At 70.9% G+C, this 24,357-nt stretch carries 20 protein-coding genes; 5 read left to right on the top strand and 15 right to left on the bottom strand.

Features of this window, described 5'->3' with window-relative positions:
- Positions 1 to 29: 29 nt before the first annotated feature.
- From ABGB17_RS06575 to ABGB17_RS06505, 15 genes are all read right to left on the bottom strand, one after another.
- Entirely contained in the window at positions 30 to 254 is a 225-nt protein-coding gene (locus ABGB17_RS06575; protein ID WP_347626888.1) for an MbtH family protein, read from the bottom strand.
- Between the two features lie 103 nt (positions 255 to 357).
- Complete coding sequence (dpgD, locus tag ABGB17_RS06570; RefSeq protein ID WP_347626887.1) at positions 358 to 1,149, bottom strand: enoyl-CoA-hydratase DpgD; 792 nt, start codon at positions 1,147 to 1,149, stop codon at positions 358 to 360.
- The gene (dpgC, locus tag ABGB17_RS06565; RefSeq protein WP_347626886.1) at positions 1,146 to 2,462 is read right to left on the bottom strand and encodes a (3,5-dihydroxyphenyl)acetyl-CoA 1,2-dioxygenase DpgC; all 1,317 of its coding nucleotides are present in this window, start codon (positions 2,460 to 2,462) and stop codon (positions 1,146 to 1,148) included. Before dpgC ends, dpgD begins: the two co-directional genes overlap by 4 nt.
- The gene (gene dpgB, locus ABGB17_RS06560; protein ID WP_347626885.1) at positions 2,459 to 3,169 is read right to left on the bottom strand and encodes an enoyl-CoA-hydratase DpgB; all 711 of its coding nucleotides are present in this window, start codon (positions 3,167 to 3,169) and stop codon (positions 2,459 to 2,461) included. Before dpgB ends, dpgC begins: the two co-directional genes overlap by 4 nt.
- Positions 3,166 to 4,299, bottom strand: coding sequence for a 3,5-dihydroxyphenylacetyl-CoA synthase DpgA (dpgA, locus tag ABGB17_RS06555; RefSeq protein WP_347626884.1), 1,134 nt, complete (start codon positions 4,297 to 4,299; stop codon positions 3,166 to 3,168). Before dpgA ends, dpgB begins: the two co-directional genes overlap by 4 nt.
- A 72-nt stretch (positions 4,300 to 4,371) precedes the next feature.
- Entirely contained in the window at positions 4,372 to 6,861 is a 2,490-nt protein-coding gene (locus ABGB17_RS06550) for an aminotransferase class I/II-fold pyridoxal phosphate-dependent enzyme (RefSeq protein ID WP_347626883.1), read from the bottom strand.
- A gap of 254 nt (positions 6,862 to 7,115) precedes the next feature.
- Positions 7,116 to 7,925 carry an alpha/beta hydrolase gene (locus ABGB17_RS06545; RefSeq protein ID WP_347626882.1) on the bottom strand — a complete coding sequence of 270 codons (810 nt, stop codon included), beginning with the start codon at positions 7,923 to 7,925 and terminating at the stop codon, positions 7,116 to 7,118.
- Between the two features lie 117 nt (positions 7,926 to 8,042).
- Positions 8,043 to 9,023, bottom strand: coding sequence for a ParB N-terminal domain-containing protein (locus tag ABGB17_RS06540; RefSeq protein ID WP_347626881.1), 981 nt, complete (start codon positions 9,021 to 9,023; stop codon positions 8,043 to 8,045).
- A gap of 308 nt (positions 9,024 to 9,331) precedes the next feature.
- The gene (gene hppD / locus ABGB17_RS06535; protein WP_347626880.1) at positions 9,332 to 10,408 is read right to left on the bottom strand and encodes a 4-hydroxyphenylpyruvate dioxygenase; all 1,077 of its coding nucleotides are present in this window, start codon (positions 10,406 to 10,408) and stop codon (positions 9,332 to 9,334) included.
- Between the two features lie 177 nt (positions 10,409 to 10,585).
- On the bottom strand, positions 10,586 to 11,422 hold the full coding sequence (locus ABGB17_RS06530) for a ParB N-terminal domain-containing protein (RefSeq protein ID WP_347626909.1): 837 nt from the start codon (positions 11,420 to 11,422) through the stop codon (positions 10,586 to 10,588).
- Between the two features lie 367 nt (positions 11,423 to 11,789).
- Entirely contained in the window at positions 11,790 to 12,536 is a 747-nt protein-coding gene (locus ABGB17_RS06525) for an AfsR/SARP family transcriptional regulator (RefSeq protein ID WP_347626879.1), read from the bottom strand.
- Positions 12,537 to 12,825: 289 nt separating this feature from the next.
- A complete protein-coding gene (locus ABGB17_RS06520) occupies positions 12,826 to 14,022 on the bottom strand; it encodes an ABC transporter permease (protein ID WP_347626878.1) in 1,197 nt (398 codons plus the stop codon).
- Positions 14,019 to 14,822, bottom strand: a complete 804-nt coding sequence (locus ABGB17_RS06515; protein ID WP_347626877.1) for an ABC transporter ATP-binding protein — start codon at positions 14,820 to 14,822, stop codon at positions 14,019 to 14,021. Before ABGB17_RS06515 ends, ABGB17_RS06520 begins: the two co-directional genes overlap by 4 nt.
- Positions 14,819 to 15,943, bottom strand: coding sequence for a peptidoglycan-binding protein (locus tag ABGB17_RS06510; RefSeq protein WP_347626876.1), 1,125 nt, complete (start codon positions 15,941 to 15,943; stop codon positions 14,819 to 14,821). Before ABGB17_RS06510 ends, ABGB17_RS06515 begins: the two co-directional genes overlap by 4 nt.
- Positions 15,944 to 16,529: 586 nt before the next feature.
- On the bottom strand, positions 16,530 to 18,971 hold the full coding sequence (locus ABGB17_RS06505) for a glycoside hydrolase family 3 N-terminal domain-containing protein (protein ID WP_347626875.1): 2,442 nt from the start codon (positions 18,969 to 18,971) through the stop codon (positions 16,530 to 16,532).
- Positions 18,972 to 19,321: 350 nt separating this feature from the next.
- On the opposite strand from ABGB17_RS06505, the gene ABGB17_RS06500 reads away from it, so the two are divergent.
- The 5 genes from ABGB17_RS06500 to ABGB17_RS06480 all read left to right on the top strand — a co-directional run bounded on the left by ABGB17_RS06500 (position 19,322) and on the right by ABGB17_RS06480 (position 23,957).
- Positions 19,322 to 20,680, top strand: coding sequence for an extracellular solute-binding protein (locus tag ABGB17_RS06500; RefSeq protein WP_347626874.1), 1,359 nt, complete (start codon positions 19,322 to 19,324; stop codon positions 20,678 to 20,680).
- Entirely contained in the window at positions 20,677 to 21,612 is a 936-nt protein-coding gene (locus tag ABGB17_RS06495; protein ID WP_347626873.1) for a sugar ABC transporter permease, read from the top strand. Before ABGB17_RS06500 ends, ABGB17_RS06495 begins: the two co-directional genes overlap by 4 nt.
- Before the next feature lie 5 nt (positions 21,613 to 21,617).
- Positions 21,618 to 22,508 (top strand): carbohydrate ABC transporter permease, encoded by an 891-nt coding sequence (locus ABGB17_RS06490; protein WP_347626872.1) that lies wholly within the window; start codon positions 21,618 to 21,620, stop codon positions 22,506 to 22,508.
- A gap of 49 nt (positions 22,509 to 22,557) precedes the next feature.
- Complete coding sequence (locus tag ABGB17_RS06485; RefSeq protein WP_347626871.1) at positions 22,558 to 23,304, top strand: phytanoyl-CoA dioxygenase family protein; 747 nt, start codon at positions 22,558 to 22,560, stop codon at positions 23,302 to 23,304.
- Positions 23,305 to 23,627: 323 nt separating this feature from the next.
- Positions 23,628 to 23,957: a hypothetical protein gene (locus tag ABGB17_RS06480; protein WP_347626870.1), complete on the top strand. Its 330-nt coding sequence runs from the start codon at positions 23,628 to 23,630 to the stop codon at positions 23,955 to 23,957.
- Positions 23,958 to 24,357: the final 400 nt, after the last annotated feature.

Here is a 24,357-nt window from a genome sequence, read left to right as displayed (position 1 = left end):
GGAACCTCCTTACTTATCGTCAGATCGGATCAGCGGGCCCGCTCGTACTGCGCCATTTCCTCGATGAGGCTCTTCGGGCGCATATCGGTCCAGTTCTCTTCGATGTAGTCGAGGCACTCCTTGCGCGTGGCCTCGCCGAACACGATTTCCCAGCCGGCGGGGACGTCGGCGAAAGCCGGCCAGAGAGAATACTGTCCCTCGTCGTTGATGAGTGCGAAAAAGGTGCCGTCTTCATTGTCGAACGGATTCGCCATGTTCGCTCCTAGGGGTTGTTTAGAAAAACATTAACCCGTCGGGCGAAACCCCGTAAGTCCGTCCAGTCGGCCATTTCCCGCACCTGGACACGGCGTGAAAAGGTCAGCCGTCGATCCACACAGGTTCGCGTTTCTCCACGAACGCGCGCGGGCCCTCGGCGGCGTCGGAGCTGTACATGCGCCGCTCCTCCCACACGTAGCGGGTGGCGAACGCGCGTTCCAGCGGCATGTCCACCGAGGTGTACGCGGCCTCCTTGATCGCGCGCACCGACAGCGGGGCCGAGCGCACGAGGTCGGCGGTCCACCCGGCGACGCACTCGTCGAGCCGGTCGTACGGCACGACCTCGTTGACCAGGCCGAAGTGCAGGGCGGTGCGCGCGTCCATGCGGCGGCCGGTGAGCAGGTAGCCCATCGCGGTACGCAGCGGGAGCTGCCGGGCGAGGCGGAACACCCCGCCGGCGCCGGGCACGAGGCCGAGCGTGACCTCCGGCAGGGCGAAGACGGCCTGGTCGGAGGCGATGACGATGTCGCAGGCCAGCGCCAGCTCGAAGCCGCCGCCGAGGGCGTAGCCGTGCACCCGGGCGACCACCGGCTTGGACAGGGTGAACCGCTCGGTGAGCCGCGGCCAGCCGGGCTGGCCGCGGCTGCCGAACGTCGTGGGCGGGGCGCCCGCGGTGTTGAGCCGCACCCGTTCCTTGAGGTCCTGGCCGACGGAGAACGCGCGGTCCCCGGCGCCGGTGAGCACCGCCACCCGCACCTCGCCGTCGTCCTCCACCTCGTCCCAGACAGCGGCGAGCTCCTCGTGGGTGCGGCCGTCCATCGCGTTGAGCACCTCGGGCCGGTCCAGGGTGACGTACGCGACGTGCCCCTTCCGTTCGTACCTGACCCGTGTCACGAGCCGCCGCCGAACCGGCCGACCTTCTCGATCACGTCCTGCGCGTACAGCCGCAGCGCCTGCTGGAGCGCGAACTCGGCCATGTAGGCGCGGAACGCCTCCGCGGGCTCCTCGGCGAGGTTGAGCATGCGCCGGTTGGGCACCACGGCGGGGGCCTTCAGCGCCTCCGCGGCCCGTTCGACGGCCGCGCCGACCTCGCCGGGCTCGACGACGTCGTCGACGAGCAGCCGCGCGTCCGGCTCGGCCGCCTGGATGCGCCGCCCGCCGAGCACGACCTGGCGGGCCAGGCGTGCGCCGGCGACCCGGCCCAGCCGGAAGTTGGCGACGCCCGGCACGATGCCCTCCTTGGCGGCCGGCAGGCTGAGGTAGGCGTCGGAGGCCGCGATGACGTGGTCGAACACCAGCAGGAGCTGGGTGCCGCCGCCGATGGCGAAGGTGTCCACGGCGGCCACCCACGGCTTCTCCACCGTGCGGGCCTTCCACGTGCCCGCACCGCCGGCGAGCAGGCCGCGCTGGATCTTGCTGATGTAGCCGAGCTCGCGGCGCAGCAGGAAGTTCACCAGGGAGATGTCCCCGGCGTGCAGGCTCTTGAGGTTGATGCCGGAGCTGAAGACCCGCCTGCCCCGGTAACGGGGGTGGGTCATCACGCCGCCGCGCAGCACGGCCACCTGGACGGCCGGGTCGAGCAGCGCGAGGTCGACCGCGGTCTCCATGTCGTCGACCTGGCGGTCGTCCTCGGCGTTGAGGCAGTCCTCGCGGACCATCGTCAGGTGGGCCACGCCGTCGCGGCGCTCCAGCAGCACCGACCCGGTGTCCACGACGCCGGTCCCGGAGAACCGCGGCAGCAGCCGCAACGCCCGGGGGGTCGGGCGGAGCATGGCGTCGAGCAGGTGCGGGCCCGCGACCGGCGAGCGCAGCACGCCGCGCAGGAAGACGCCCTGGTCGATCTCGTGGCCCTCCTTGGCGGCCTGCGGCCGGGCGCGGTCCTCGGCCAGCAGGTCCGCGCCGGGCACGAGACCGGGGAACGCGGCCGCGGCGGCCTCGACCAGCTCGGCGATCCGCAGGTGGACGGTACGGCCGTCGGTGAGCCGGTCGTACACCTCGCCGGCGTGCCGGTCCATGAAGCGGGTCCGCAGGTCGCGGGCCGCGTCCAGGGCCGCCGCGGCCTCGGCGCGCTGCTCGGGGGTGCGGGCGGCGGGCTCGGGCAGCGTGGCCAGGAACCCGGTGACGCCCGCGGCGGCGTCGGCCAGCGTGGCCAGGGCTTTGCCCAGGTCCGCCGGCACGACGCCGTCGAGGTCGGTGCCGTGACTCACGACGCGGCTCGCGCCGGGGCCTGGCGCAGCGCGCGGTCACAGGCGGCCAGGTGCGCGCCGAGGGCGTTCTCGAAACTGGTGTGCGCGGCCTCGTGCATGAGCTGGCGCCGGATGGCCAGCTCGCGGCCGGACAGCTCCGCCGCGGCCTCGGTGGCCACGATCAGCGCCTTGGCGGTGTCCTCCTCCACCTCGTGCACCAGGCCCATGGCGCGGGCCTCGGCCGCCGCGATGGGGTGGCCGAACAGCACCGCCCGCCGCACCGGGGCGACCCCGGCCTGGACGGTGAGCCGGTAGGCCGCCATGCCGGGCCAGGTGGCCCCGTCCCCGACGGCCACCAGCAGCCGGGTGTCGGGGGTCACGATGCGCAGGTCGGTGGTGAGCAGGACGTCCAGCGCGAGCCCGCCGACGTCGCCGGTGGCCGTCGCGATCGTCGTCATGCCGACACGCTCCAGGCGCCGCAGCGCCCGCTCCCACTTGGTCACCAGGGCGACGTCCGCGTCCGCGGTCCACGACCCGGCGGGGGCGCCGGACAGCAGCACCGGCAGCACGCCGGTACCGCCCGCGGCCCCGAGCGCGTCGGCCCTGGCGCAGACGGCCTCGACCGCCCGCACCGCGGCGAGGGACAACGGCTCGGTGCCGTCGACGCGCAGGACGAGCTCGTCGCCGTCCACACCGTTCACGTTCTTCTCCTCCTCGGTAGCGGTCACCACTGCACCAGCGCGGTCTCGAGCGTGGAACCCGGGCCCATCGTCATCAGCACGCCGTAGTCCCCCGGCCTGGTCACGCCCTCGTTGAGCAGACGCTCGTAGGAGAACAGGAAGGAGCCGCTGGACACGTTGCCGTAGTCGCGCAGCACACCGACGGTGTGCCGCACGTCGTGCCTGCTCAGGCCGAGGTTGACCACCACGGCGTCGATGACCTTCTTGCCGCCGGAGTGCACGAGCCACTGGCTGATGTCACTGCGGTACAGCCCGGTGCCCGCCAGCAGGCGGTCCACGACGATCTCGGCGTGCGCGCCCACGACGTAGGGGATCTGCGGGTCGAGGAAGAAGCTGAAGCGGCCGAGGTCGCGGTCCCAGTCGTACCGCATGGCGTCCACGGCGTCGGGGATGATGCAGCTCGCGAACTTCAGCACGCGGGGGCCGTCCTGCACGACGGGCAGGCCGGGCGGGGTGCCGTCGTCGGCGACCAGCGCGACGGCCGCGGAGCCGTCGCCGAACAGGCTGTTCACGACGGCGGTGCGCATCGTGCCGTCCATGGCGTACGCCGAGGAGCACGCCTCGGTGCACAGCACGACAGCCAGCTCCCCCGGGTTGGCGACCGACCAGCCGGCCACGACGTTGAGGGCGTTGAGCCCGGCGTTGCAGCCCATGCCGACGATGTCGGAGCGGCTGCAGTGCCGGTCGATGCCGAGTTCCTTGATGACGAGGGCGCTGAGCCCCGGGGTGAGGAACCCCGTGGAGGTGACGCAGCACAGGTGACGCAGGTCGGACAGGGAGGCGTTCGCCCGCTTCAGGCAGTTCTCCAGCGCCTGGATGCCGACCTCGACGGCCTGGGACTTGTGCTTGTCGAGCAGGTCGCCCTGCTCCTCGGCGACGCGCCTGCCCTCGGCGTCCGTTTCCGGCAGCACCAGGTGGCGGCGGTCGATGGCGCTGTTGAGGAACACCGACCGCACCCGCGGGTCGGTGATGCGGAAGGCGTCCAGCACCTCCGCTTGCGTGTACGACGTCTCGGGGACGGCCGTCCCCACGCCGACGATCCGCGCCCGCACGGCCGGGGCCGCGGGTTGTGCCATGGCCTCGGCCACGAGCACGGGTCGTTCCATATGGATGGTCACCGGAAAGTCCACCCCCACATTCGCCGCTTACTGCGAATGAGTCGTTTGACGGCCTGCTCGGTCATTTCCCTTTCACCTTTTCGGTTCCGTGGTCTCTGCCTCGACGAATCGAGCCAGCCGGGCGACGCCCTCGTCGATGTCGTGGGCGGTCAGGTAGCTGATGGAGAGCCGGATCTCCTGTTCTCCACCGCCGTGCGGGTAGAAGTACGACATGGGCGTCCAGATGACGCCGTACTGCTCGGCGGAACGAATGAGGGCCGCGTTGTCGACGGGGAAGCCGACGCGCAGCGTGAGGAAGAACCCGCCGCTCGGGGTGTTCCAGCCGACGCCGAGCCGGTCGCGCGCCTCCGGCGGGAAGGCCTCGGCGAGCCGGTCGAGGGTGGCGCGCATGGCGGCGCCGTAGTGCCCGGCGGTCTCGCGGTTCAGGTCGGCGACGCCGCCGCCCGAGCCGAGCAGCGCACCCGCCACGGCGGCCTGGCCGAGCGGCGAGGTGTTCACCGTGATCATGCTCTTGATCTTGGCAAGCTCGTCCGCGAGCAGCCCGGTGCGGCCGTCCGGGGTCACGACCTCCTGGTCGGCGACGACGTAGCCGACCCGCGCGCCGGGGAAGACGGTCTTGGAGAACGAGCCGAGCTGCACCACCCGGCGGCCGGTGTCCAGGCTCTTGAGCGTCGGCACCTGGGCACCCGGGCTGACCAGCCGGTACGGGCTGTCCTCCATGATCAGGATGTCGTACCGGGCCGCCAGGTCCAGCAACGCGCGGCGGCCCTCCAGCGACATGGTGACGCCCGAGGGGTTGGAGTGGTCGGGCACGACGTAGAGCATGCGGGGGCGGCGGCCGCGGGCGAGCTCGGCGCGCAGCGCGGCCTCGGCGTCCACGGCGGACAGCCCGTCCTCGCGTTCGCGCACCGGCACCACGTCCACGTCCAGCAGCCGGGCCGCGCCGGTGATGCCGACGTAGCACGGGGTGGACAGCAGCAGCACGTCGTCCGGATCCGACATGACGGCCCGAAGCACCAGGAACATGGCCTCCTGGGCGCCGACGGTGACCACGATCGACTCCGGCGGCACCTCCACGCCCTCGTCCACCCGCAGCGCGTCCGCGATGACGCCGCGGATGCGGCCGGCGGTCGGGCCGTACTGGAACATGGCGTCCCTGACGCGCGCCGGGCTCTCGCCCTGGTCCGCGAGGTGGCCGAGGTAGCGGCGGATGTGGCCGAAGATCTGCTCGACGTCGAAGAAGCCGTCGTAGGGGCGGCCGGGGGCGAACGAGACGGCGCCGGGATAGCGGGCGGTCACCTCGTTGAGGAAGTTCATGGTGTCCATGACCGGGTCGGCCACCCCGGAGTGCAGGTCCGCCAGGAGCAGCGCGGACCCGGTGGACCGGGGACGCGGGCCGGCCGTGGGACCCGTCGGTTCGGACCGGGGGCGCGGGCCGGGCGCGGGACTCATCGGTTCGGAGCGGGGATTCGGGGCGGGCGCGGGGCGCACCAGTTCGGGGCGGGCGGCGGTCACCGCGGGGGTGCCGGTGAGGGTCATGGCGTCGGCCAGTTCCTCGGTGAGCAGGTCGAGCACACGGCGCACGCCCGCCTGGCCGTGCACCGCGAGGCCGTGCAGCACCGGGCGGCCGACGAGGACCGCGGCGGCGCCGAGGGCGAGAGCGGCGAGCACGTCGGAGCCGCGGCGCACCCCGCCGTCCATCAGCACCGGGCAGGCGCCGTCCACGGCCGCGACGACCTCGGGCAGCGCCTCAAGCGCGGCCGGGGCGGCGTCGAGCTGGCGCCCGCCGTGGTTGGAGACGACGAGGCCGTCCACGCCGGCCTCGACCGCGCGGGCGGCGTCGGCCGCGGTGAGCACGCCCTTGAGCAGCACCGGCAGGCGGGTGACCGACCGCAGCCACGCCACGACACCCCAGTCGAGCGCCGGGTCGAACTCGGCGGCGGCGTGCGCGGCGGGCCGGGCGTACCCGGTGGTGCCGGCCGGCTCCAGGTTGGCGGGCTCCACACCCGGCGGCAGCCGGAAGCCGTTGCGCAGGTCGCGCAGGCGCCGGCCGAGACGCGGCGCGTCCACGGTGAGCACCACGGCCTCGAAGCCGGCGCGCTCGGCGCGCTCCACGAGGCGCCGGGTGGCGTCCCGGTCGCGGAAGCAGTAGAGCTGGAGCCACAGCGGCGCCTTGGCCGCCGCGGCGAGGTCCTCGAAGGTGCGGCCGGCGAACGTGCTGACGACGACCGGCACCCCGGCCTCGCCCGCGGCCAGGACGGTGGCGAGCTCGCCCTCGGGGTCGGCCACCGTCTGGTACCCCATCGGCGCGACCGCGATGGGGGCGCCCCACGTGCGGCCGAGGATCTCGGTGGTGAGCCGGGGCTCACCGGCGCCGGTGAGCACCGAGGGCCGCAGCCGTACCCGCGCGAAGGCCTCGGTGTTGGCGGCGAGCGCGCGTTCCTCGCCCGCGCCGCCCTCGATGTAGTCCACGACCTCCACGTCCAGCCGCTCCCGTGCCAGCCGCGCGTAGTCGCCGAGCGACAGCGCTACGGGCTCCGCCACCACGATCGGGTCGCTCATCTGGCCTCACAGTGCCGGACGGAATAATGGGCGCCTCATTCTTCGACGCGGCTTACGTGTCCAGCAACAGGAATGGGCTCCATCAGGGCGCCAGCGTCAATCCAGCGGGCATCCGTAAAACAAAGAATGCTTCACTCACGGGAAAGTCGCGGCCCGGGGGAAAGAGGCCGGCGCCGTGCATCGATTCGACGCGAATGCCGTGCGGAGACCGGTGACCGCCTCGTTCGCGGTGCAGGTCCCCGGCGCGCGGGAAATCAGCCGCGCAGGAAGGCGATGATCGCCTCGTTCACCGTGTGCGGGTCCTCGACGTGACCGAAATGCCCGCAACCGGGAATCTCCCGGAACATCGCCCCTGGAATGGCGTCGGCGACCTCGCGGCACAGGTGCGGCGGGGTCAGCACGTCCTCGCCGAAAGCGAGCACCAGCGTGGGGGTGGAAATGCGCCGGTAAGCGTCCCGCCGGTCGGGGATGCCCTCCAGTTCGAGCTGCGAGCGGCTCGGCTCGGAACTCTCGATCGACATCTCGAACAGGTCCAGCCAGTTGCGCACCGTCCGCTCGTCGCGCTGCGTACGGCGCGAGAAACCGGTGTACACGCGCATCGCGGCCTCGAACCGGGGCGGCAGCTTGACGCCGCGGTCCAGCATGGCCAGCTCGCCTTCGGTGTGCGCCGAGCTCAGCGGGTCCGTGCGGCCCCGGGTGGCCATGAGCACCGCCCGGGACACCAGGTCCGGGCGGGCCACCAGCAGCTCCTGCACGACGATCGCCCCCATCGAGAAGCCCACGACTCGGCACGGCCCGGCGCCGAGGTCCTCGATCAGGGCCGCGACGTCCCCCACCATGTCGGCGAGCGTGAACCCCTCCACGCACCGGTCGGTCGGCGGCACCCCCCTGTTGTCGACGGCGACCGCCTGGAACCCCGCCTCGACCAGCGCCGGCACCTGATGCGCCCGGAATATGCTGCCCCGCGCCCCGGTGCCCGGGATCAGCACCACCGGGTCCCCGGTGCCGAACTCCGCGGTGTGCAGGTTGATCCCGTTGAGTCTGCGGACCGTCATCTCCGTCATCCCTCCACGATCGCCGGTGCGGCGAAACCTCGCCGAAACCGCAAGTTGAGCATCCTGATGAGCGTCACGGCGAGTGTCAGCACGCGGACCGCTCGAGGAGGGATGCCGGTGCGTACGTCAGCCCACCTTGGTGTGTTCGATGCGGTCGGCGAACTCCTCCCAGATCCGGCTGCACTCCAGGGCGAGCCGCGCCACGGTGCTGCTGCGGTGCGCGGGGATGCCCTCGGCCAGCCGTTCCCAGTTGTTGGCCTCAGGGGTGTGGGACAGCAGCAGCCGGAGCAGGGCCCGGCCGCCCGGGGAGTTGCGGAACTGCGGGTCCGACTGGAGCCGCTGTACCAGCAGGGAACGCGAGTCGGGCGGCTCGGCCGCCTCACCCGCCCTCTTCTGCCGCGCGGGCGGCGCCGGCTGCTCGGGCTCTGGCCGGCCCCGGCGCCCGCGGTCGGGGATCGGGCTGAGGCCGCGGCTCAGGCGGTTGCGTACGTCACGCGCGGTCTCCGGCGAGATCCCGGCGAGCTGCGCGATCTGCCGCAGGGACAACTCGGGCTGCCGTTCGATGAACTCGGCGGCGACCCTGCGCCCCTCGGTGCCGTCCACGGGCCAGGCACGACCGTCCCTGCCGAGCCGCACCTGCCCCCGGGCGGCGGCGCCGCCGACCTTGGCGCGCAGCCCGGCCACGGTGCGGGCCGAGATGCCGGCGATCGAGGCGATCACCCGGTCCGACCAGTGGGGATGGGTGCCGACGATGCGGGCCGCCGCGGCCGTGCGCTCCCGCAGGGTGAGCGGCAGGCCGTGCCCGATGTTCAGCGTGACCGCGAGCACGAACGCGTCGTCCTCGGAGCCGTCGAAGAAGCGGGCCTCGATCGTCTCCTGGCCGCGTTCCCGCGCCGCGGCCACCCGGTGCCGCCCGTCGATCACCCGCATCGTGGGACGGTGCACGACGATCGGGGGGAGCCTGTTCTCCGTGGCGACGAGCAGACGCAGGTGCTCGGGGTCCTCGCCGCCGATTCTCGGTGAGCCGGCCGTGGTCAGGGAGTCGAGGGGGACCGGCACCGCCTCGCTCTCCTCATGGATGGTCAACGATCGCAGATCAAGGGTCATGACGTGATTCACCCGTTCACTGACTGTCAGCGGAGATCATCGAAAAGATCATCAGGGTGCTGGGGTCTCGCTCACGCACCGCGAACGTACAATGCCGTGGCCCGTCACACTGGCGGCCCGAGATCGGGCCGGCGGTGGCGGCCGACGGATGACGGCGGCCGCCGCGTGATCGGGACCGGTGCTGACCTTGGGGTGTCGCCCCGCCTTGCCAGCCCGTGATCCGGTGGGTGGAACGCCGTGCGGAGCCGTCCGGCTCCGGGCACGGCCGTGGTCGCCCGATGGGTCGTTACGTCGTGGACGTACGCCTCTCAGGCTTCGCCGGGGTGCCCGGGGGTGCCGCCCTGCCGTTCGACCGCCTCGTACAGTGCCTTGATGTTGTTGCTGCCGAACGTCCGGGCGCCCCGCCGGTCGATCAGCTCGTAGAACAGCGTGCGCCGGGGGTGGGCGGACTCGGTGAAGATCTGGAGCATCACTCCCCAGTGGTCGCGGTCGGCGAGGATGTTCAGCTCGCGCAGCGTCTCCACCGGCACGCCGACCGCGCCGAGGCGGCCGTCGAGCGCGTCGTAGTAGCTCGGCGGCGTGGACAGGAACCGCACCCCCGCGGCCGAGACGTCGCGCACCGACCGGGTGATGTCGCTCGTGCGGAACGCGATGTGCTGCACGCCGGCCCCGCCGTGGGCCGAGAGGAACGTGTCGATCTGGCCGGGAGCCCTGGTGACGTCCGGCTCGATGAGCGTGAACGTCACCGAGCCCGAATCGTTCGCCACCACCTTGGAGTCCATGGCCTGCTCGCCGACCTGGATGCGCTCCTCGAAGGTCTGGGTGAGGCCGAAGACCTCCAGGTACTGGCGGACGGTCTTCTCCAGCTCCCCGGCCGGCACCAGCACCGCGAGGTGGTCGACCGCCTCCAGCAGACCGCCGGGCGCCGTGGCGGCGGTCTCCTCGACGACGCCGGGCGCGAACGGGGTGTCCTCGGTGTCGCGTGAGGTGAAGCGCAGCTCCACGTCGCCGAAGCCGTGGACCGAGGCGAAGGTGGCGCTCGCGCCGCCGGGGCCGTGGACGGCGGGCGGGGCGACGGGGTACGCGCCGCGCTCGACCGCCTCGGTGTAGGCGGCGTGGGCGTCGGCGACCGCGACCCCGACGACGGCGACCCCGTCGCCGTGCCGTCGCACGTACTCGGCGGCGCGATGGTGCCCGTCTGCCGCGGCGGTGACCAGAAGTGTGATGCCGCGCTGGCGCAGCAGGATCGAACGGCAGCCCTTCAAGCCGGTCTCCGGGCCGCCGCGCCCCTGGACCGTGAAGCCGTAAGCCTCGCAGAGGTGCGCGGCGGTCCGTTCGCCGTCCTCCACGTACAACTCAAGATGGTCGATCGAGGTGATGTCCATTGCATTGCCCTCCCTGGACACGTTCTGTGTGGTGGAGCGAGCGTTCGTGCATGGCGGTGTGTCAACTGATCGATGGAAGATGTCCTCGCCGTCCAACCGCTCGATTCCGGCACTTGGACAGCGGCGTGCGGGACTGGTGAGGTGACGGAGCAGACTGACGGACGGCGGTCGCCGCCCTCACGCCGGGCTGGCGACCCTCCCGTCCACCTGCGACGCGAACTCGGCCCACATCTCAGCGCACCCCCGGGCGAGCTGGGCGACCGCACCGCGGCAGTGCGGCGGGATGCTCTCGATGAGGCTCTCCCACTCGTCGGTCCTGATCATGTGGATGTTCAGCAGCCGCAGCAGGTCCCGGCCGGTGACGCTGAGCCGCAGCGCGGGGTCGGCCTTCAGGCGCTGCACGACCGCGGCCCGGTCCTGGCGGTGCTCGCCCGCCGCGAGGAGCACCGGCCCGCCACGCCGGCCCGGCGGCTCCGCCCCGGCCCATCCGGCCTCCTGCGGCGCCTCGGCGCGGCGCAGCCGGTTGCGCAGGTTCCTCACCGTCTCCGGGGAGACGCCCGCGGCGCGGGCGATCTGGCGCAGCGACAGCTCCGGCTTCTCGGCGATCAACTCGGTGGCGATGCGGCGCCCCTCGGCGCCGTTGATGGGGCGCACCTTGCCGTCCCGGCCGACCCGGACGTCCCCCTCGGCCGGTTCGCCGAGCATCCTCCTGCGGATCTCCGCCACGGTGCCCGGTGACACCCCTACCGTGGCGGCCAGCCGGCGGGCGGACCACTGCGGATGGGTGCGGATGATGCGTTCGGCCGCCCTCTTGCGATCGGCAAGGGAGAGCGGCAGCCCGTGCACGACGTTCGACTGCACCGCGAGGACGAACGCGTCCTCGATCGGGCCCTCGAAGAATCTCACCAAGATTGTCTTACTGCCCCGCCGTCTGGCCACCTCAAGACGATGCACACCATCAATGACCTGCATAGTCGTGCGATGCACGATGATCGGCGGAAATTCGTCCCCCATCGCCGCCAGTGCCTCGACATGTTCTGGATCCGCGCCGGACGTCCGCGGTGAGCCGACGACCGACAACGCGCTGACGGGTACCTCAACCACCTGATGGTCCATGTCTCCTGCCCCCATTCTCATGGTCCTCATGGTCTCGACGGTCAGATCGCTTGCGTCTGAAAAGATCTTTGCGGCGACCTTCCCCTTATCAACAGGCAACTGATTCGTCATTCGACGCGTCCTGGTAGCTGCTAAATTCATCTTCTCCTAACCCCAGGTTTTGACTGGGTCACCAAGTGATCTGCCAACACTCGGGCGATGATACTTGGACAAGGTGAGAGGAACGTAATCTTCCGGCTGGTATTTCGCTGGAGCCTCGCTGGAGCTAATGCGGCAGCATGATCCTCGTCGACGGAACCTGTCCCAAGATGGCCTTTTGCAGTTCGCGAAGATCAGGTCCCGGCTCGATTCCGAGCTCGTCATGGAGCCTGCGCCGCAGGACCGCATAGTTATGCAACGCGTCCGCCTGCCGGCCTGATCGGTACAGCACAAGCATGAGCTGTGCTCGTAATAGCTCGTGGAACGGGTTGGCGGACACCAGCTTCTGCAACTCGGGAATGATCTGGCGGTGGTTGCCCAACTCGATCTCGGCATTGAACAATTCCTCGTACACCGCTATCCTTTCCCCTTCGAGGAACCGCGCCTCCTGCCTGACCAGCTCACCCGGAATTCCGGAGAGAGCGTTTCCACGCCAAATCGCGAGCGCGCCTCTGAGTGCCTCCACGGCGGCGCCGAGAGAATCCTTCACCAGATCGCGCCCCTCCGCGGCGCGCTGCCGGAACACCTCCAGGTCGAGCGCGCCGGGGTCCACGCTCAGCACGTAGCCGTCCGAGCCGGTCTGCAGCTCCACCCCTCTGACGGGCCGCAGCGACCGGCGGAGGCGGTACACGTACGACTGCAACGTGGTCTGCGCGGCGGCCGGCGGGCGGCCGTCCCAGATGTAGCGGATCAGATGATCGCTCGGCACCTCGTTGTTGGCGTCGAGCAGCAGCGTCGCGAGGACGACCCGCTGTTTCGGCGCGGTGACGGGAATTCGCCGGGCCGCGAACCGGACTTCCAGATTTCCCAGCACATAAAAATACATTCTGGCCGTACCCCTCTCGATGAAGGCGGGCGCCCCAAGCCTCCTCTTGGACACCGGAACGTGAACGGTTCACTGCCCTCCGTGACAGACGGCCGAACAGCCGCATCCGGTCGTCCGCTTACCCCAGCCTTGGTCATCCCGTACGGCTACGTGAACGATGAAGTACCGAAACATTCACCTGACCCCCGATGGTCGGTCGGCTGCGCATGTCGTCTGTCGTCCCTCATGCCGGTTTCCGCGACCGGCCTCGGCGGCGGCCGGTCGCGGGAACCGGGGTCTACATGGTGCGCAGGGCCTCGGTGGGCGCCATGCGCGCGGCGCGGATCGCCGGGAGCAGCCCGGCGATCGCCCCGATCGCGATGGCCACGACCAGCCCTCCGCCCCAGGCGAGCGTGGGGACCACGATCGCCCAGTTCTTGACCGTCGCGTACACGGCGGTGGCCAGCGCCCCGATGATCACTCCGAGCACCCCGCCCAGGCAGGACAGCAGGACGGCCTCGGACAGGAACTGGATGCGGATGTGCCCCTTGGTCGCGCCGAGCGCCCGCCGCAGCCCGATCTCCGAGCGGCGTTCCAGCACCGAGATGATCATCGTGTTGGCCACGCCGATGCCGCCGACCAGCAGCGCGACCGCGCCGAGGCCGAGGAACAGGCCGTTCAGGGCCGACTGGGCGGCGGCCCGCGCGACCAGGGCGGCCGACGGCTGGCTGACCGTCACCTGCGTCGGGTTGCGCGGGTTGGCCGTGGCGGCGAGCACGCCGTGCACGGCACTCACCTGCTCGGTGTCGGACCGCACGTACACGATGGACGGGTGGCCGTTGAAGCCCAGGTACCGCTCCGCGGCCGGGTACCCGACCAGCACGGAGTTGTCGATCTCCGGGGCGAGCACGGCCGGCTTGAGGATGCCGGTGACGTAGAACCACTGGCCGCCGACCCAGATACGGGTACCGGTGAAGATGCGGTCGATGCCGAGCCGCCGGGCCGCCGCCGCGCCGAGCACGGCGACCGGCTGCTCCGCGGTGGCGGCGTCCAGGTACTTGCCGCGCGCGATGCTGGTGCTCACCGCGGCGGGCAGGTCCAGGCTGCTCGCGGCCACGGTCAGGCCGTTGGTGTTGATGGCGGGGATCAGCGGGCTGCGGTACGCCTTGGCCTTGGTGGAGCCGGTGGACTGCACCTCGGTCACCGGGCCGATCCGGGAGATCATCCCGGGGGCCTCCTTCGGCAGCTCCGCGGTGTCGCCGAACAGCGTGGTGCCCTTGGAGACGGTCAGCAGGTTGGTGCCCAGCCGGTCGATCTCGGCGAGCAGGCCCGCCTGCGACGACGCGGACAGGCCGAGCACCGCCACCATGGCCGCGACGCCGATGGCGATGCCGAGCGCGGACAGCGCGGCGCGCATCCGTCGGCTGCGCAGCCCGACGCTCGCCACCCTGGCCAGGTCGGACGGCCGGAGGCGGTACGACATCACGTCGCTCATGGACGCTCCCTCATGCTGGCCGCCCAGTCCGGCGAGACCTCGGGGTCGTCCAGCCCCGAGGTGTCCTGGGCGACGTCGGTGACGACCCGGCCGTCCAGCACCTCGATCCTGCGCGGCAGCCGCGCGGCGAGGTCCCGGTCGTGGGTGATGACGATGATGGTGGCGCCGCCGTTGTGCAGATCCCTGAGCAGGGCGAAGATGGCGGCGGCCGAATTGCTGTCCAGGTTTCCCGTCGGCTCGTCGGCCAGCACGATGTCCGGCGAGCCGATGAGCGCGCGGGCGATCGCCACCCGCTGCCGCTCACCGCCGGAGAGCTGGCCGGGGCGGTGGTCCATGCGGTGGGCCAGCCCGACCTTGGTCAGCGCCTCGGCCGCCGCCTCCCGCCGCGCCGAGCGGCTGATCCCGGAGTACAGCAGCCCGTCGGCGACGTTCTCGAGCGCGCTGTTGTACTCGGCGAGGAAGAACTGCTGGAACACGAAGCCGATGCGGGAGGCCCGCAGCTCGGCCAGTTCCCGGTCCGACATCCGGGCGACGTCGGACTCCACGATGCGCACGCTGCCCTGGCTCGGGCGGTCCAGGGTGCCCATCACGTGCAGCAGGGTCGACTTGCCCGAGCCCGACGGCCCGACGATCGCCACCAGCTCGCCGCGGCGGATCGTGAAGCTCACGTCGTTGAGCGCCTTGACCGGCGTCGCGCCCGGATAGATCTTCCACACGTGTTCGAGCTGCAGGACCCGCTCACGCGTGTCCGGCGGCTCGGCGGCCTGGACGTATCCCATGGTCTGCACGTCCTCGCTCATGCCGCGGGCACCACGATCTTCTGCCCGGCCGTGACGCCCGCACCCTTGATCTCGACCATGCCGGCGCTGTCGTCGAACAGCCCGAGCGTCACCGGGTACAGCTTGTGGACGTTGCCGGCCTCCACGACCTCGATCGCGTACCCGCCGCCCGCGAGGGCCAGCAGCGCGTTCACCGGCACCGCGAGCACGTCGTCGGCGCTGGCGCTGACGATGGCGACCTGCACCGGCGCCTGGTCGAGCCGCCCGGTGTCGCGCGGCCGGGACAGCTTGATCCGCACGTCCACGGTGGGCGAGCCCGACGACGCCTTCTTGGCCACCGTGCCGATCGACGCGACCCGGCCCGGCGTCTCCTTGAGGGTCGGCAGCGTCACCGTCACCTTGTCGCCCACCCTGATCCCGGTGAGCTGCGAGGTCTCGAGCGCGACCGTCACGTGGCGGTCCGTCGAGCTGGCCTCCATGATCGCCCCGGACGGCGCGGTGGCGCCGTAGGAGGCGTTCACCTTGGTGATGCGGATCTGCTTGGCCGGCAGGAACACCGCCTGGCCGAGTTCGAGCCCGCCGGTCTGGCTGAGGCCGTACTTCTTCTGCAGCTTCTTGAGCGCGTAGTAGGTGGGCCAGCCGAAGTAGTTCGACTTCGGGTCCAGGGTGGACTTCTTGGCGTACCCGAGCTCGACCAGCGCGGCGTTGAGCTGCCGCACGTCGGTGCCCTTCATCGTGCGCCACAACGCCCGGTAGGCCGGGACCGCCGCGCCGCGCAGCAGGATGACGGGCTTGCCGTCCAGCCGGTACAGCACCCGGCCCTGGCTGATCACCTGCCCGACCGCCGGCAACTTGGTCACGGTCCCGCTGGCCCGGTTGACCACTTCATAGAGGCCCGCGTAGCCGAGGGTGCCGTTCACCCGCGTCTGCGACGTCAGCTTCTTCTGTTCCACGGTGGCGAGCGCCGTCGGGACGTTGCTGGTGGCACCGGCCGTACCGTTCTTCTCACCTCCGGGGCCCGTCATGGTGCTCAGGGCGTAGCCACCTCCGGCGGCCACCACGATCAGCACAAGTCCGCCGGCGAGGGCGCGGCCCCGCCGGCGGCGCCGTGGTTGCGGCGGCCGGGGAACGTCACGGTCCATCTGTTCTTCCCTCATCTGAGTGGGAATGGTGGACATCACTCAGCACCTCCTGTCAGTCGTCCGCTCCGGGGCGCCGAACTCGCACGGGCCGCGTTCCCGGGATCAATTCGGAACAGCTCGTCTCGCAGCATGCGCGGGGGACACGGGGAACACGGGGGACACGGGGGCCGCACCGGGAAACAGCCGGGGTGCGCGCCACTCACCGTCCGAAATCCCGAGCGCCGCCGCGGCGCCTTTTCTCGCATCGCGTCTCCATCCACGCGGAATCTCCGCTTGGAGACCGTTCTACGGGAGCGACGGTTTCGGAAGAGTATCGCCGCCGCGGGCCGGGCGGCGGGCGCCGATTAGCTACGCGGCGTAACAGACGGAACGTGAGGCGACGGCACGAAAGTGCTGGTCAGCCCCCAAAACTAGGCACAAGCCACAGTATGGGCGGAAAATCACCACAGGCCCCCTCCTCGGTGAGGAGAGGGCCCGCGAACGGTATGCATGGGAGCGTCCAGGAACTCACGTTCCCCCGGCACTCCCATTAAGAGGTGTCCGCGGCCGGGCGGTTATCGGCCGGGCGGGTGCTTTCGCCGGGAATTCAATCGGCGGCGACCACTTCGACGGGCGTGCTGAGCCTGCGGTCGTGGCCGACCTCGCGCAGCGGGCCGGTGAGCCGGACCGAGCCGTGGCAGGGCAGGTGCGCGGCGGACGTGCCGACGAACACCTCGATCTCGCCGGGCTCGACGACCCGCCGCAGGTCCCGCCCGGTGAAGGCGGTGCGGTCGGCGTGCACGTGGAAGCGCACCTCCTTGCTCTCGCCGGGAGCGAGGTGGACGCGCGCGAACCCGGTGAGCTGCCGCACCGGCCGGGTCACCTGCGCGACCACGTCGCGCAGGTAGAGCTGCACGACCTCGTCACCCGCGCGGGCACCGGTGTTGCGCACCCGGGCCGACACGGTGAACTCGCCGTCGGTGGGCACCTCGGTGCCGCTGAGGCGAAGGTCCCCGACCTCGAAGGTGGTGTAGGAAGTGCCGTAGCCGAAGGGGAACAGCGGCGTCGGGTCGAGGTTGCTGATGCCGTGGCTGTTGGCGCCGAGCGGCGGCTGAAGGTACGTGCCCGGCTGCCCCCCGATGCCGCGCGGGATCTGCACGGGCAGCCGCCCCGCGGGCTGCACGCGGCCGGACAACACGCCCGCGACGGCCGCGGCGCCCTCCTGGCCCGGCATGAACGCCTGCACGAGGCCGGCGGACGCGGCGTGCGCCTCGCCGAGGGCATACGGGCGGCCCGAGACGACGACCACGACGACCGGCGTGCCGGTCGCGGCGAGCTCGGCGAGCAGCTCCGCCTGTACCCCCGGCAGGCGAAGGTCGTCGGCGTCACAGCCCTCTCCCGAGGTGCCGTGGCCGAACAGGCCCGCGAGATCGCCGACGACGGCGACGCACAGGTCCGCCGCGCGGGCGGCGTCCACGGCGGCGGCGAAGCCCGAACGGTCGTGCTCGCGGACGTCGCAGCCCTTCTCGTAGGTGATCTCGGTGTCCGGCAGCTCGGCCCGCAGCGCGGCGAGCACGCTCGGCGCGTCCACGCCGAGGCCGAGGCCGGGGTGGCGGGGCAGGACGTGGTTCGGGAAGGAGTAGCAGCCCATCAGGGCGCGCGGGTCGTCGGCGACCGGGCCGGCGACGACGACGCGGCGCGGCGCCTCGCGTCCCTCGCCGAGCAGCGGCAGCGCGGTGCCGGCGTCGAGCAGGATGACCGACCGTTCGGCCATCTCGCGGGCCAGCTCACGGTTGGCCGGCGAGTCCAGGTCGGTGCCGGCGGCCTCGGCGACCGAACCCTCCGGCGTCCAGTCCGGGTCGAGCAGGCCGAGCTGCACCTTCTGGGTGAGCAGACGGCGGGCCGCCCGGTCGATCAGGGACTCGGGCACCTCGCCGGAACGCACCCGCCGCACCAGGTGCGGGCCGAAGCCGAGGGTGTCGGGCAGCTCGACGTCCACGCCCGCGGCGAGCGACTGCACGCCGGCGTCCTCGGTGTCCGCGGCGAGGTTGTGCATCGTGGCGAGGAACGGCACGGCCCAGTAGTCGGACACGACGGTGCCGGTGAAGCCCCACTCGTCGCGCAGCACCTCGGTGAGCAGCCAGGTGTCGGCCACGGCCGGGACGCCGTCCACGTCGGAGTAGGAGTTCATCACCGAGCGGGCGCCGCCCACGGCGACGGCCGTCTCGAAGGGCGGGAGGATCATGTCCATCAGCTCGCGGCGGCCCATCGGGACCGGGCCGTGGTTGCGGGCCGCCCGGGAGGCGGAGTACCCGGCGAAGTGCTTGAGGGTGGCGATGATCCCGGCGCTCTCCAGGCCGCGGACGTACGCGGTGCCGAGCATCGAGACGAGATAGGGGTCCTCGCCGATGGTCTCCTCGACCCGGCCCCAGCGGTAGTCGCGCACCACGTCGAGCACCGGGGACAGGCCCTGGTGCGCGCCGACGGCCCGCATGTCGCGCCCGATGGCGGCGGACATGCGCTGCACCAGGTCGGGGTCGAAGGTCGCCCCCCACGCGATGGCGGCGGGATAGATGGTCGCGCCGTACGCCGTGAACCCGGTGAGGCACTCCTCGTGGACCAGGGCGGGGATGCCGAGCCGCGAGGCCTCGACGACCTGCCGCTGGAGGCGCACGACCTCGGCGGCGCCCTCGGCGGGGGTCACCGGCACGCTGCCGAACACACGGGTCAGGTGGCCGAGTCCGTGACGGATCGACTCCTCGAACGGCACCGTACCGGACGCCGCGAAGACGTCCTGCATCGGGGCCACGTTCTGCGCCGCCGCGTCCTCGTCAGCCGGCTGTTCAGGCTGGCCGGGCCCCTCACCGTGCTCGGGCTGCTCGGCGGCCTGCGCGGCGTTGCCCGGCCAACGGCTGCCGAGCTGGGCGACCTTCTCCTCCAGAGTCATCTCCTCAAGGAGCGCCTCGACCCGGTCGGCCACGGGGAGCGCAGGGTCCTGCCACGGGCGGAGGACCCCGTCCGCCGCGGGTGTCCGGTCTAGAGCCGTCATCTTGCTGCTCTCCTTAATGAGCGATTCAGCCACGAGTTTCCGAAACATTTCGGTGCCGTTAGGCGACCCGAGCGCGACCTTCTCTCCATCACGAGGGTGAACAGAGGTCGGTGCAAACGTACCCCTACCTGCACATCGGGCGCGCCGGGCCCAGGAGGTGTCATAGGTCTTGACATGCCATCAACCGAAATCTAGATTGCGTCCCGCGCGGTCATGTCGCAAATGTTTCGACAAACCAACTCTGGGAGGACCGGACAAAGCGGCATCGGGAGGTACTTGATCCAGGACCGCCGGCCACCGTGATGGACGAGCCGCGGCCAGCCCCCGGCATTTGGAGTACGGAGATAAGCGTGGAGCCCAGGACAACGTCTCGCCGCAACTTCCTCGCCCTTTCGATGGGCCTGCCCCTTGGCGCCGCGCTAGCGGCTTGCGGCACCTCCGGGCCCGCGAACCCCGGCGGAGGCGGCGCAAGCGGAGGTGGCGGCGGTGCCGCCGGAGCGAAGGCCACCTACTGGTACATCACCGGGCAGCCGCAGGAGGGCATCCGCGGCAACACCCTCAAGCGCTTCAACGAGGCGAACCCCAACGAGAAGATCGCGGCGACGACCTTCCAGAACGACGCCTACAAGACGAAGATCAAGACGGCGATCGGCGCCGGCCAGGCCCCCACCATCATCTTCGGATGGGGCGGCGGCACCCTGCGCAGCTACGTGCAGGCCGGCCAGGTCGAGGACCTCACCTCGTGGTTCGACTCCACCCCCCAGGTCAAGGACCGCCTGTTCGACTCGGCGTTCGGCGCCGCCACCATCGACGGCAAGATCTACGCGATGCCGTGCGAGGCCGTGCAGCCGATCATCCTGTACTACGACAAGCGCGCCTTCGAGAAGATCGGTGCCCAGCCGCCGGAGTCCTGGGGCGACATCATGGACCTGGTGCCGAAGTTCAACGCCAAGGGCATCGCGCCGTTCTCCCTCGGCGGCCAGTCCCGCTGGACCAACATGATGTGGCTGGAGTTCCTCTTCGACCGCATCGGCGGCCCCGAGGTCTTCCAGGCCGTGTTCGACGGCGAGAAGGACGCCTGGAGCAACCCCGCCTCCATCGACGGCCTCACCAAGGTGCAGGAGCTCGTCAAGGCCAACGGCTTCATCAAGGGCTTCTCCTCCATCACCGCCGACTCCAACGCCGACCAGGCCCTGCTGTACACCGGCAAGGCCGCCATGATGCTCCACGGAGGCTGGACCTACGGCGGCATGGCGCAGGACGGCGGCGACTTCGTCTCCGGCGGCAACCTCGGCTACATGAACTTCCCGCCCGTGGAGGGCGGCAAGGGCGACCCGAGCAACACCGTGGGCAACCCCGGCCAGTACCTCTCCATCTCCTCCAAGGCCACCCCCGAGGCCAAGGAGATCGCCAAGAAGTACTTCGCCACCGCCATCCTCAACGACGCCGAGATCAAGGAGTGGATCGACACCGGCTCGGTGCCGATCGTCAAGGGTGTCGAGAGCCAGTACGCCACCGTCAAGGACGCGGCGTGGCAGCAGTTCCTCTACGGCATCGCCAGCAACGCCAAGACGTTCGCCCAGTCGTGGGACCAGGCCCTCAGCCCGACCGCGGCCGAGGTCCTCCTCGACAACATCGCCAAGCTGTTCCAGTTGTCGATCTCGCCGCAGCAGTTCGCCGACAACATGAACGCGGTCATCGGCAAGTGAGCACGACGCTCGCGCCCTCCGCCACGCGGAGGGCGCCGGCGGCCACCACGCGAAGCCGTCGCAGCGTCGGCCTCGCGTGGCTGGCCGTACCGGCACTGCTGTTCTTCATCGCATTCGGGGTGATCCCGCTCGTCGGGGTCTTGGTTCTGAGCTTCAGCACCTGGGACGGGATCGGCGAGATCTCGTTCTCCGGCCTCACGAGCTGGCGTGCCGTCCTCAGCGACCCCGGTCTGCCCCACGCCCTCTGGGTGACGTTCCTGGTGATCGCCCTGTCCTGGCTGGTCCAGACGCCCGCGAGCATCCTGCTCGGCGTGTTCCTGGCCGGACGGCAGCGCTACCGCGCCGTGTTGTCGGTGCTGTACTTCATCCCGCTGCTGCTGAGCTCGGCCGCCATCGCCATCACCTACAAGGCACTGCTCGACCCCAACTTCGGGCTCGGCGCCGGGCTCAACATCCCGATCCTCGTGCAGGACTGGCTGGGCGACCCCGTGCTCGCCTTCGGCGTCGTCATCTTCGTGGTGTCCTGGCAGTTCATCCCGTTCCACTCGCTCATCTACCAGGGCGGTGTGCGGCAGATCCCCCGCTCGATGTTCGAAGCGGCCGAGATGGACGGCGCGGGGCGGGTGCGCCGGTTCTTCAGCATCACGCTGCCGCAGCTCAAGTACACCATCATCACGTCCTCGACCCTCATGATCGCCGGATCGCTGACCTTCTTCGACCTGATCTTCGTGCTGACCGCGGGCGGCCCCGCGGACGCGACCCGGGTGCTCGCCGTGGACATGTGGAAACGGGGCTGGCAGGCCAGCCTCATGGGCCCGGCCAGCGCGATCGCCCTCATCCTCGTGCTCGTCGGCCTCGCGGTGGCGCTTTTGCTGCGCCGGGTCGGCGGCGGCTCGGCCAACGCCGGCGCCAGCCAGCAGGAAGGGGCCTGACGACCATGGGGACCACCACCGCGTCGCGGCCACGTCGTGCCGCGCGCGCGGCCTCCCGGGACCAGCGCACCGTCGCGAGCCACCGCAACTGGCTCGCCGGCGTGGTCTCGTTGCTCTGGCTGCTCGTCGTGATCGTGCCCATCTACTGGATCGTGATCACCAGCCTCAAGACGCAGAGCAACTACTACGCGACCAACCCGCTGGCCCCGCCGGGCGAGCCCACACTGGACAACTACCGGCTGGTCGTCGAGTCGGACTTCGTCCAGTACTTCATCAACAGCCTCATCGTGACCATCGGCGCGGTCGTGCCCGCCGTCGCGGTGTCCTTCATGGCCGCCTACGCGATCGTGCGGAGCGCCGGCAGGAACCGTTTCCTGCGGTCGGTGAACTCGCTGTTCCTGATGGGGCTCGCCATCCCGCTCCAGGCGACGATCATCCCGGTCTATCTGATCATCATCAAGCTGCGCCTGTACGACAGCCTGACGGGGATGATCCTGCCGTCCATCGCCTTCGCGATCCCGCTCACGGTGCTCGTGCTGAGCAACTTCCTCAGGGACGTGCCGAAGGAGCTGTTCGAGTCCATGCGCCTCGACGGCGCGACCGAGCAGGGCATGTTGTGGCGCCTGGCGCTGCCGCTGACCCGCCCCGCCGTGATCACCGTCGTCATCTACAACGCGCTGCAGATCTGGAACGGCTTCCTGCTCCCCCTGATCCTGACGCAGGACCCGAGCAAGCGCACCCTGCCCCTGGCGCTGTGGACCTTCCAGGGGCAGTACAGCGTCAACGTGCCCGCCGTCCTCGCCTCCGTGGTGCTCACCACCCTGCCCATCCTGCTGCTCTACATCGTCGGCCGCCGCCAGATCCTCAGCGGCCTGACCGCCGGTTTCAGCAGGTGACCTCGCGTGGGAGATACCGGGATGAACGACACCCGCGCGGGAGGCCGGCATGGTGGATTCATCCGCGGTCGAGTTCTACGAGGAGAACGGCTACCTCCTGGTCAGGGGCCTGCTGACCCGCCAGGAAGCCGACGCCTACCGGGCCGAGTGCCACGCGGTGCTCGCCCGGATGGCGGGCGGTGACCCCACCTGGGGCAGCGCCCGCCGGCTCACACCTGTCCGCACCGAGCTGCGGCACTGTCATGACGCCCAGTTCCACTCGGCCGCGTTCGGCCGTCTGTTGCTGGACCCCCGGTTCACCGACGTGGCCGCCGCCCTGCTCGGCACGCCGAACGTCCAGCTCCACCACACCAAGATATTCATGAAACCGCCGGAAAAAGGCTCTCCTTTCCCCCTGCACCAGGATGCCGCCCATTTTCCGCACCGCGAGCACACCGTCGCCGCCGCGATCTTCCATTTCGACGACACCCCCGAGGAGAAGGGGTGCGTCCGCGTCGTTCCCGGCAGCCACAGGAACGGTCTCCTCCCGCACGTGGAGGAGGGCGGCTGGCACCTCCCGCTGGACGAGTGGCCGCTGGGCTCCGCCGTCCCCGTGGAGGCCGAGGCCGGCGACGCGTTGTTCATCGGGTACCTGACCGTGCACGGCTCGGGCGTCAACACCAGCCCCGAGGCCCGCACGACCTTCCTGGCCCAGTTCCGCGCGCCCGGCGACGAACCCGTCCGGGACGTGCACCGCTCCCGCGGCCAGGGGATGATGCTCCGCGGCTTCGACCCCGTTCCGGGGTCCGCCGGCTGATCGACGTTAACGGATGACCGGCGCAGACATTCAAGAAATAGTCGGCATGCCCTATATGCCGACAATCACGTTTCCTTACCCGCCCCATGTCCGCCCTAGAACATGGGGCCGTAATCATTACCGACGGCCGACCGCTCATCAGCCTTGCACGTGTTCAGCCGCTGGGTAATGTCTGAGCGAACACAGTCGGTAATAGCCGAACGACAGAGTTCGCAGAGAACAACCTGTTTTCGGTGGTTGACCCTAGGGAGAATTAGCATATGATTCGCCGCCTTCTCGTTACTTCGGCGTGTGTCGGGATGGCTGTCGTCGCCCCTGCGACGATGGCCTCCGCGGACGCGTCCCACTCGGCCCGCGCCAAGGCCTCCGCCAAGGCAAGCTGCTGCGCCCCCGCCTGCGGCCCCGTCGTCACCACCGTGCCGGTGACGGTGCCGGTGGGCATCGGCGGCTGCTACGGCTACGGCGCCTATGGCGGGGGCCTCGGCTACGGCGGAGGCGTCGGCTACGGCGTCGGTTACGGCGCGGGTTACGGCGGGGGCGTCGGCTACGGCGTCGGCTACGGCAGCGGGTCCGGCGTCGGCTACGGGGCCGGCTACGGCCGGGGGGGCCTCCTCGGCGTGGGCCTCGGCCTGGGCGTCGGCCTCGGCCTCTGACCGTCATACCAAGGCGGTGCCTCGCGGGCCAGTGGCCCACGAGGCACCGCCTTTCTCGCGTCCGCCCCCGTGACCTGCGTCCGCTCAGCCCCGGCGGCGGATGGCGACGCGCGTGCCTACCGCCACCTGGTGCCGGACACCTGCGCGGGTTGCGGGTGAGCGACAGCCGGCCGGGCGGGAATAAGTTCGGCATGCGGCGGCCGTGGGGGTAGCGGACGAGGCAGCGGAGCGGGCCGGACGTACGGAGGCGGCGGGTAGGGCGGGTAGGGCGGCCGGGGGGTGGGATACGGCGGGTACGGCGGGTAGCCGGTGACACGGACGCACGCGTACTGCGGGCAGGGCGTGGTGAAGCACTGCCTGGGTGCGTACACGCACGTGTAGCCGGGTGGGCACTGCACGG

Source organism: Sphaerisporangium sp. B11E5, assembly GCF_039871875.1.
Lineage (GTDB): Bacteria > Actinomycetota > Actinomycetes > Streptosporangiales > Streptosporangiaceae > Sphaerisporangium.
The sequence above is the reverse complement of the archived record's forward strand: the minus strand, read 5'-3'. Positions and strand labels throughout refer to the sequence as shown.

What these genes read in the sequence shown, in the direction of transcription:
- ABGB17_RS06575 (WP_347626888.1), bottom strand. Translation starts at nt 254, where the DNA reads ATGGCGAATCCGTTCGACAATGAAGACGGCACCTTTTTCGCACTCATC.
- ABGB17_RS06550 (WP_347626883.1), bottom strand. Translation starts at nt 6,861, where the DNA reads ATGAGCGACCCGATCGTGGTGGCGGAGCCCGTAGCGCTGTCGCTCGGC.
- ABGB17_RS06545 (WP_347626882.1), bottom strand. Translation starts at nt 7,925, where the DNA reads ATGACGGAGATGACGGTCCGCAGACTCAACGGGATCAACCTGCACACC.
- ABGB17_RS06540 (WP_347626881.1), bottom strand. Translation starts at nt 9,023, where the DNA reads ATGACCCTTGATCTGCGATCGTTGACCATCCATGAGGAGAGCGAGGCG.
- hppD (WP_347626880.1), bottom strand. Translation starts at nt 10,408, where the DNA reads ATGGACATCACCTCGATCGACCATCTTGAGTTGTACGTGGAGGACGGC.
- ABGB17_RS06530 (WP_347626909.1), bottom strand. Translation starts at nt 11,422, where the DNA reads ATGGGGGACGAATTTCCGCCGATCATCGTGCATCGCACGACTATGCAG.
- ABGB17_RS06520 (WP_347626878.1), bottom strand. Translation starts at nt 14,022, where the DNA reads ATGAGCGACGTGATGTCGTACCGCCTCCGGCCGTCCGACCTGGCCAGG.
- ABGB17_RS06515 (WP_347626877.1), bottom strand. Translation starts at nt 14,822, where the DNA reads ATGAGCGAGGACGTGCAGACCATGGGATACGTCCAGGCCGCCGAGCCG.
- ABGB17_RS06510 (WP_347626876.1), bottom strand. Translation starts at nt 15,943, where the DNA reads ATGGACCGTGACGTTCCCCGGCCGCCGCAACCACGGCGCCGCCGGCGG.
- ABGB17_RS06505 (WP_347626875.1), bottom strand. Translation starts at nt 18,971, where the DNA reads ATGACGGCTCTAGACCGGACACCCGCGGCGGACGGGGTCCTCCGCCCG.
- ABGB17_RS06490 (WP_347626872.1), top strand. Translation starts at nt 21,618, where the DNA reads ATGGGGACCACCACCGCGTCGCGGCCACGTCGTGCCGCGCGCGCGGCC.
- ABGB17_RS06485 (WP_347626871.1), top strand. Translation starts at nt 22,558, where the DNA reads ATGGTGGATTCATCCGCGGTCGAGTTCTACGAGGAGAACGGCTACCTC.
- ABGB17_RS06480 (WP_347626870.1), top strand. Translation starts at nt 23,628, where the DNA reads ATGGCCTCCGCGGACGCGTCCCACTCGGCCCGCGCCAAGGCCTCCGCC.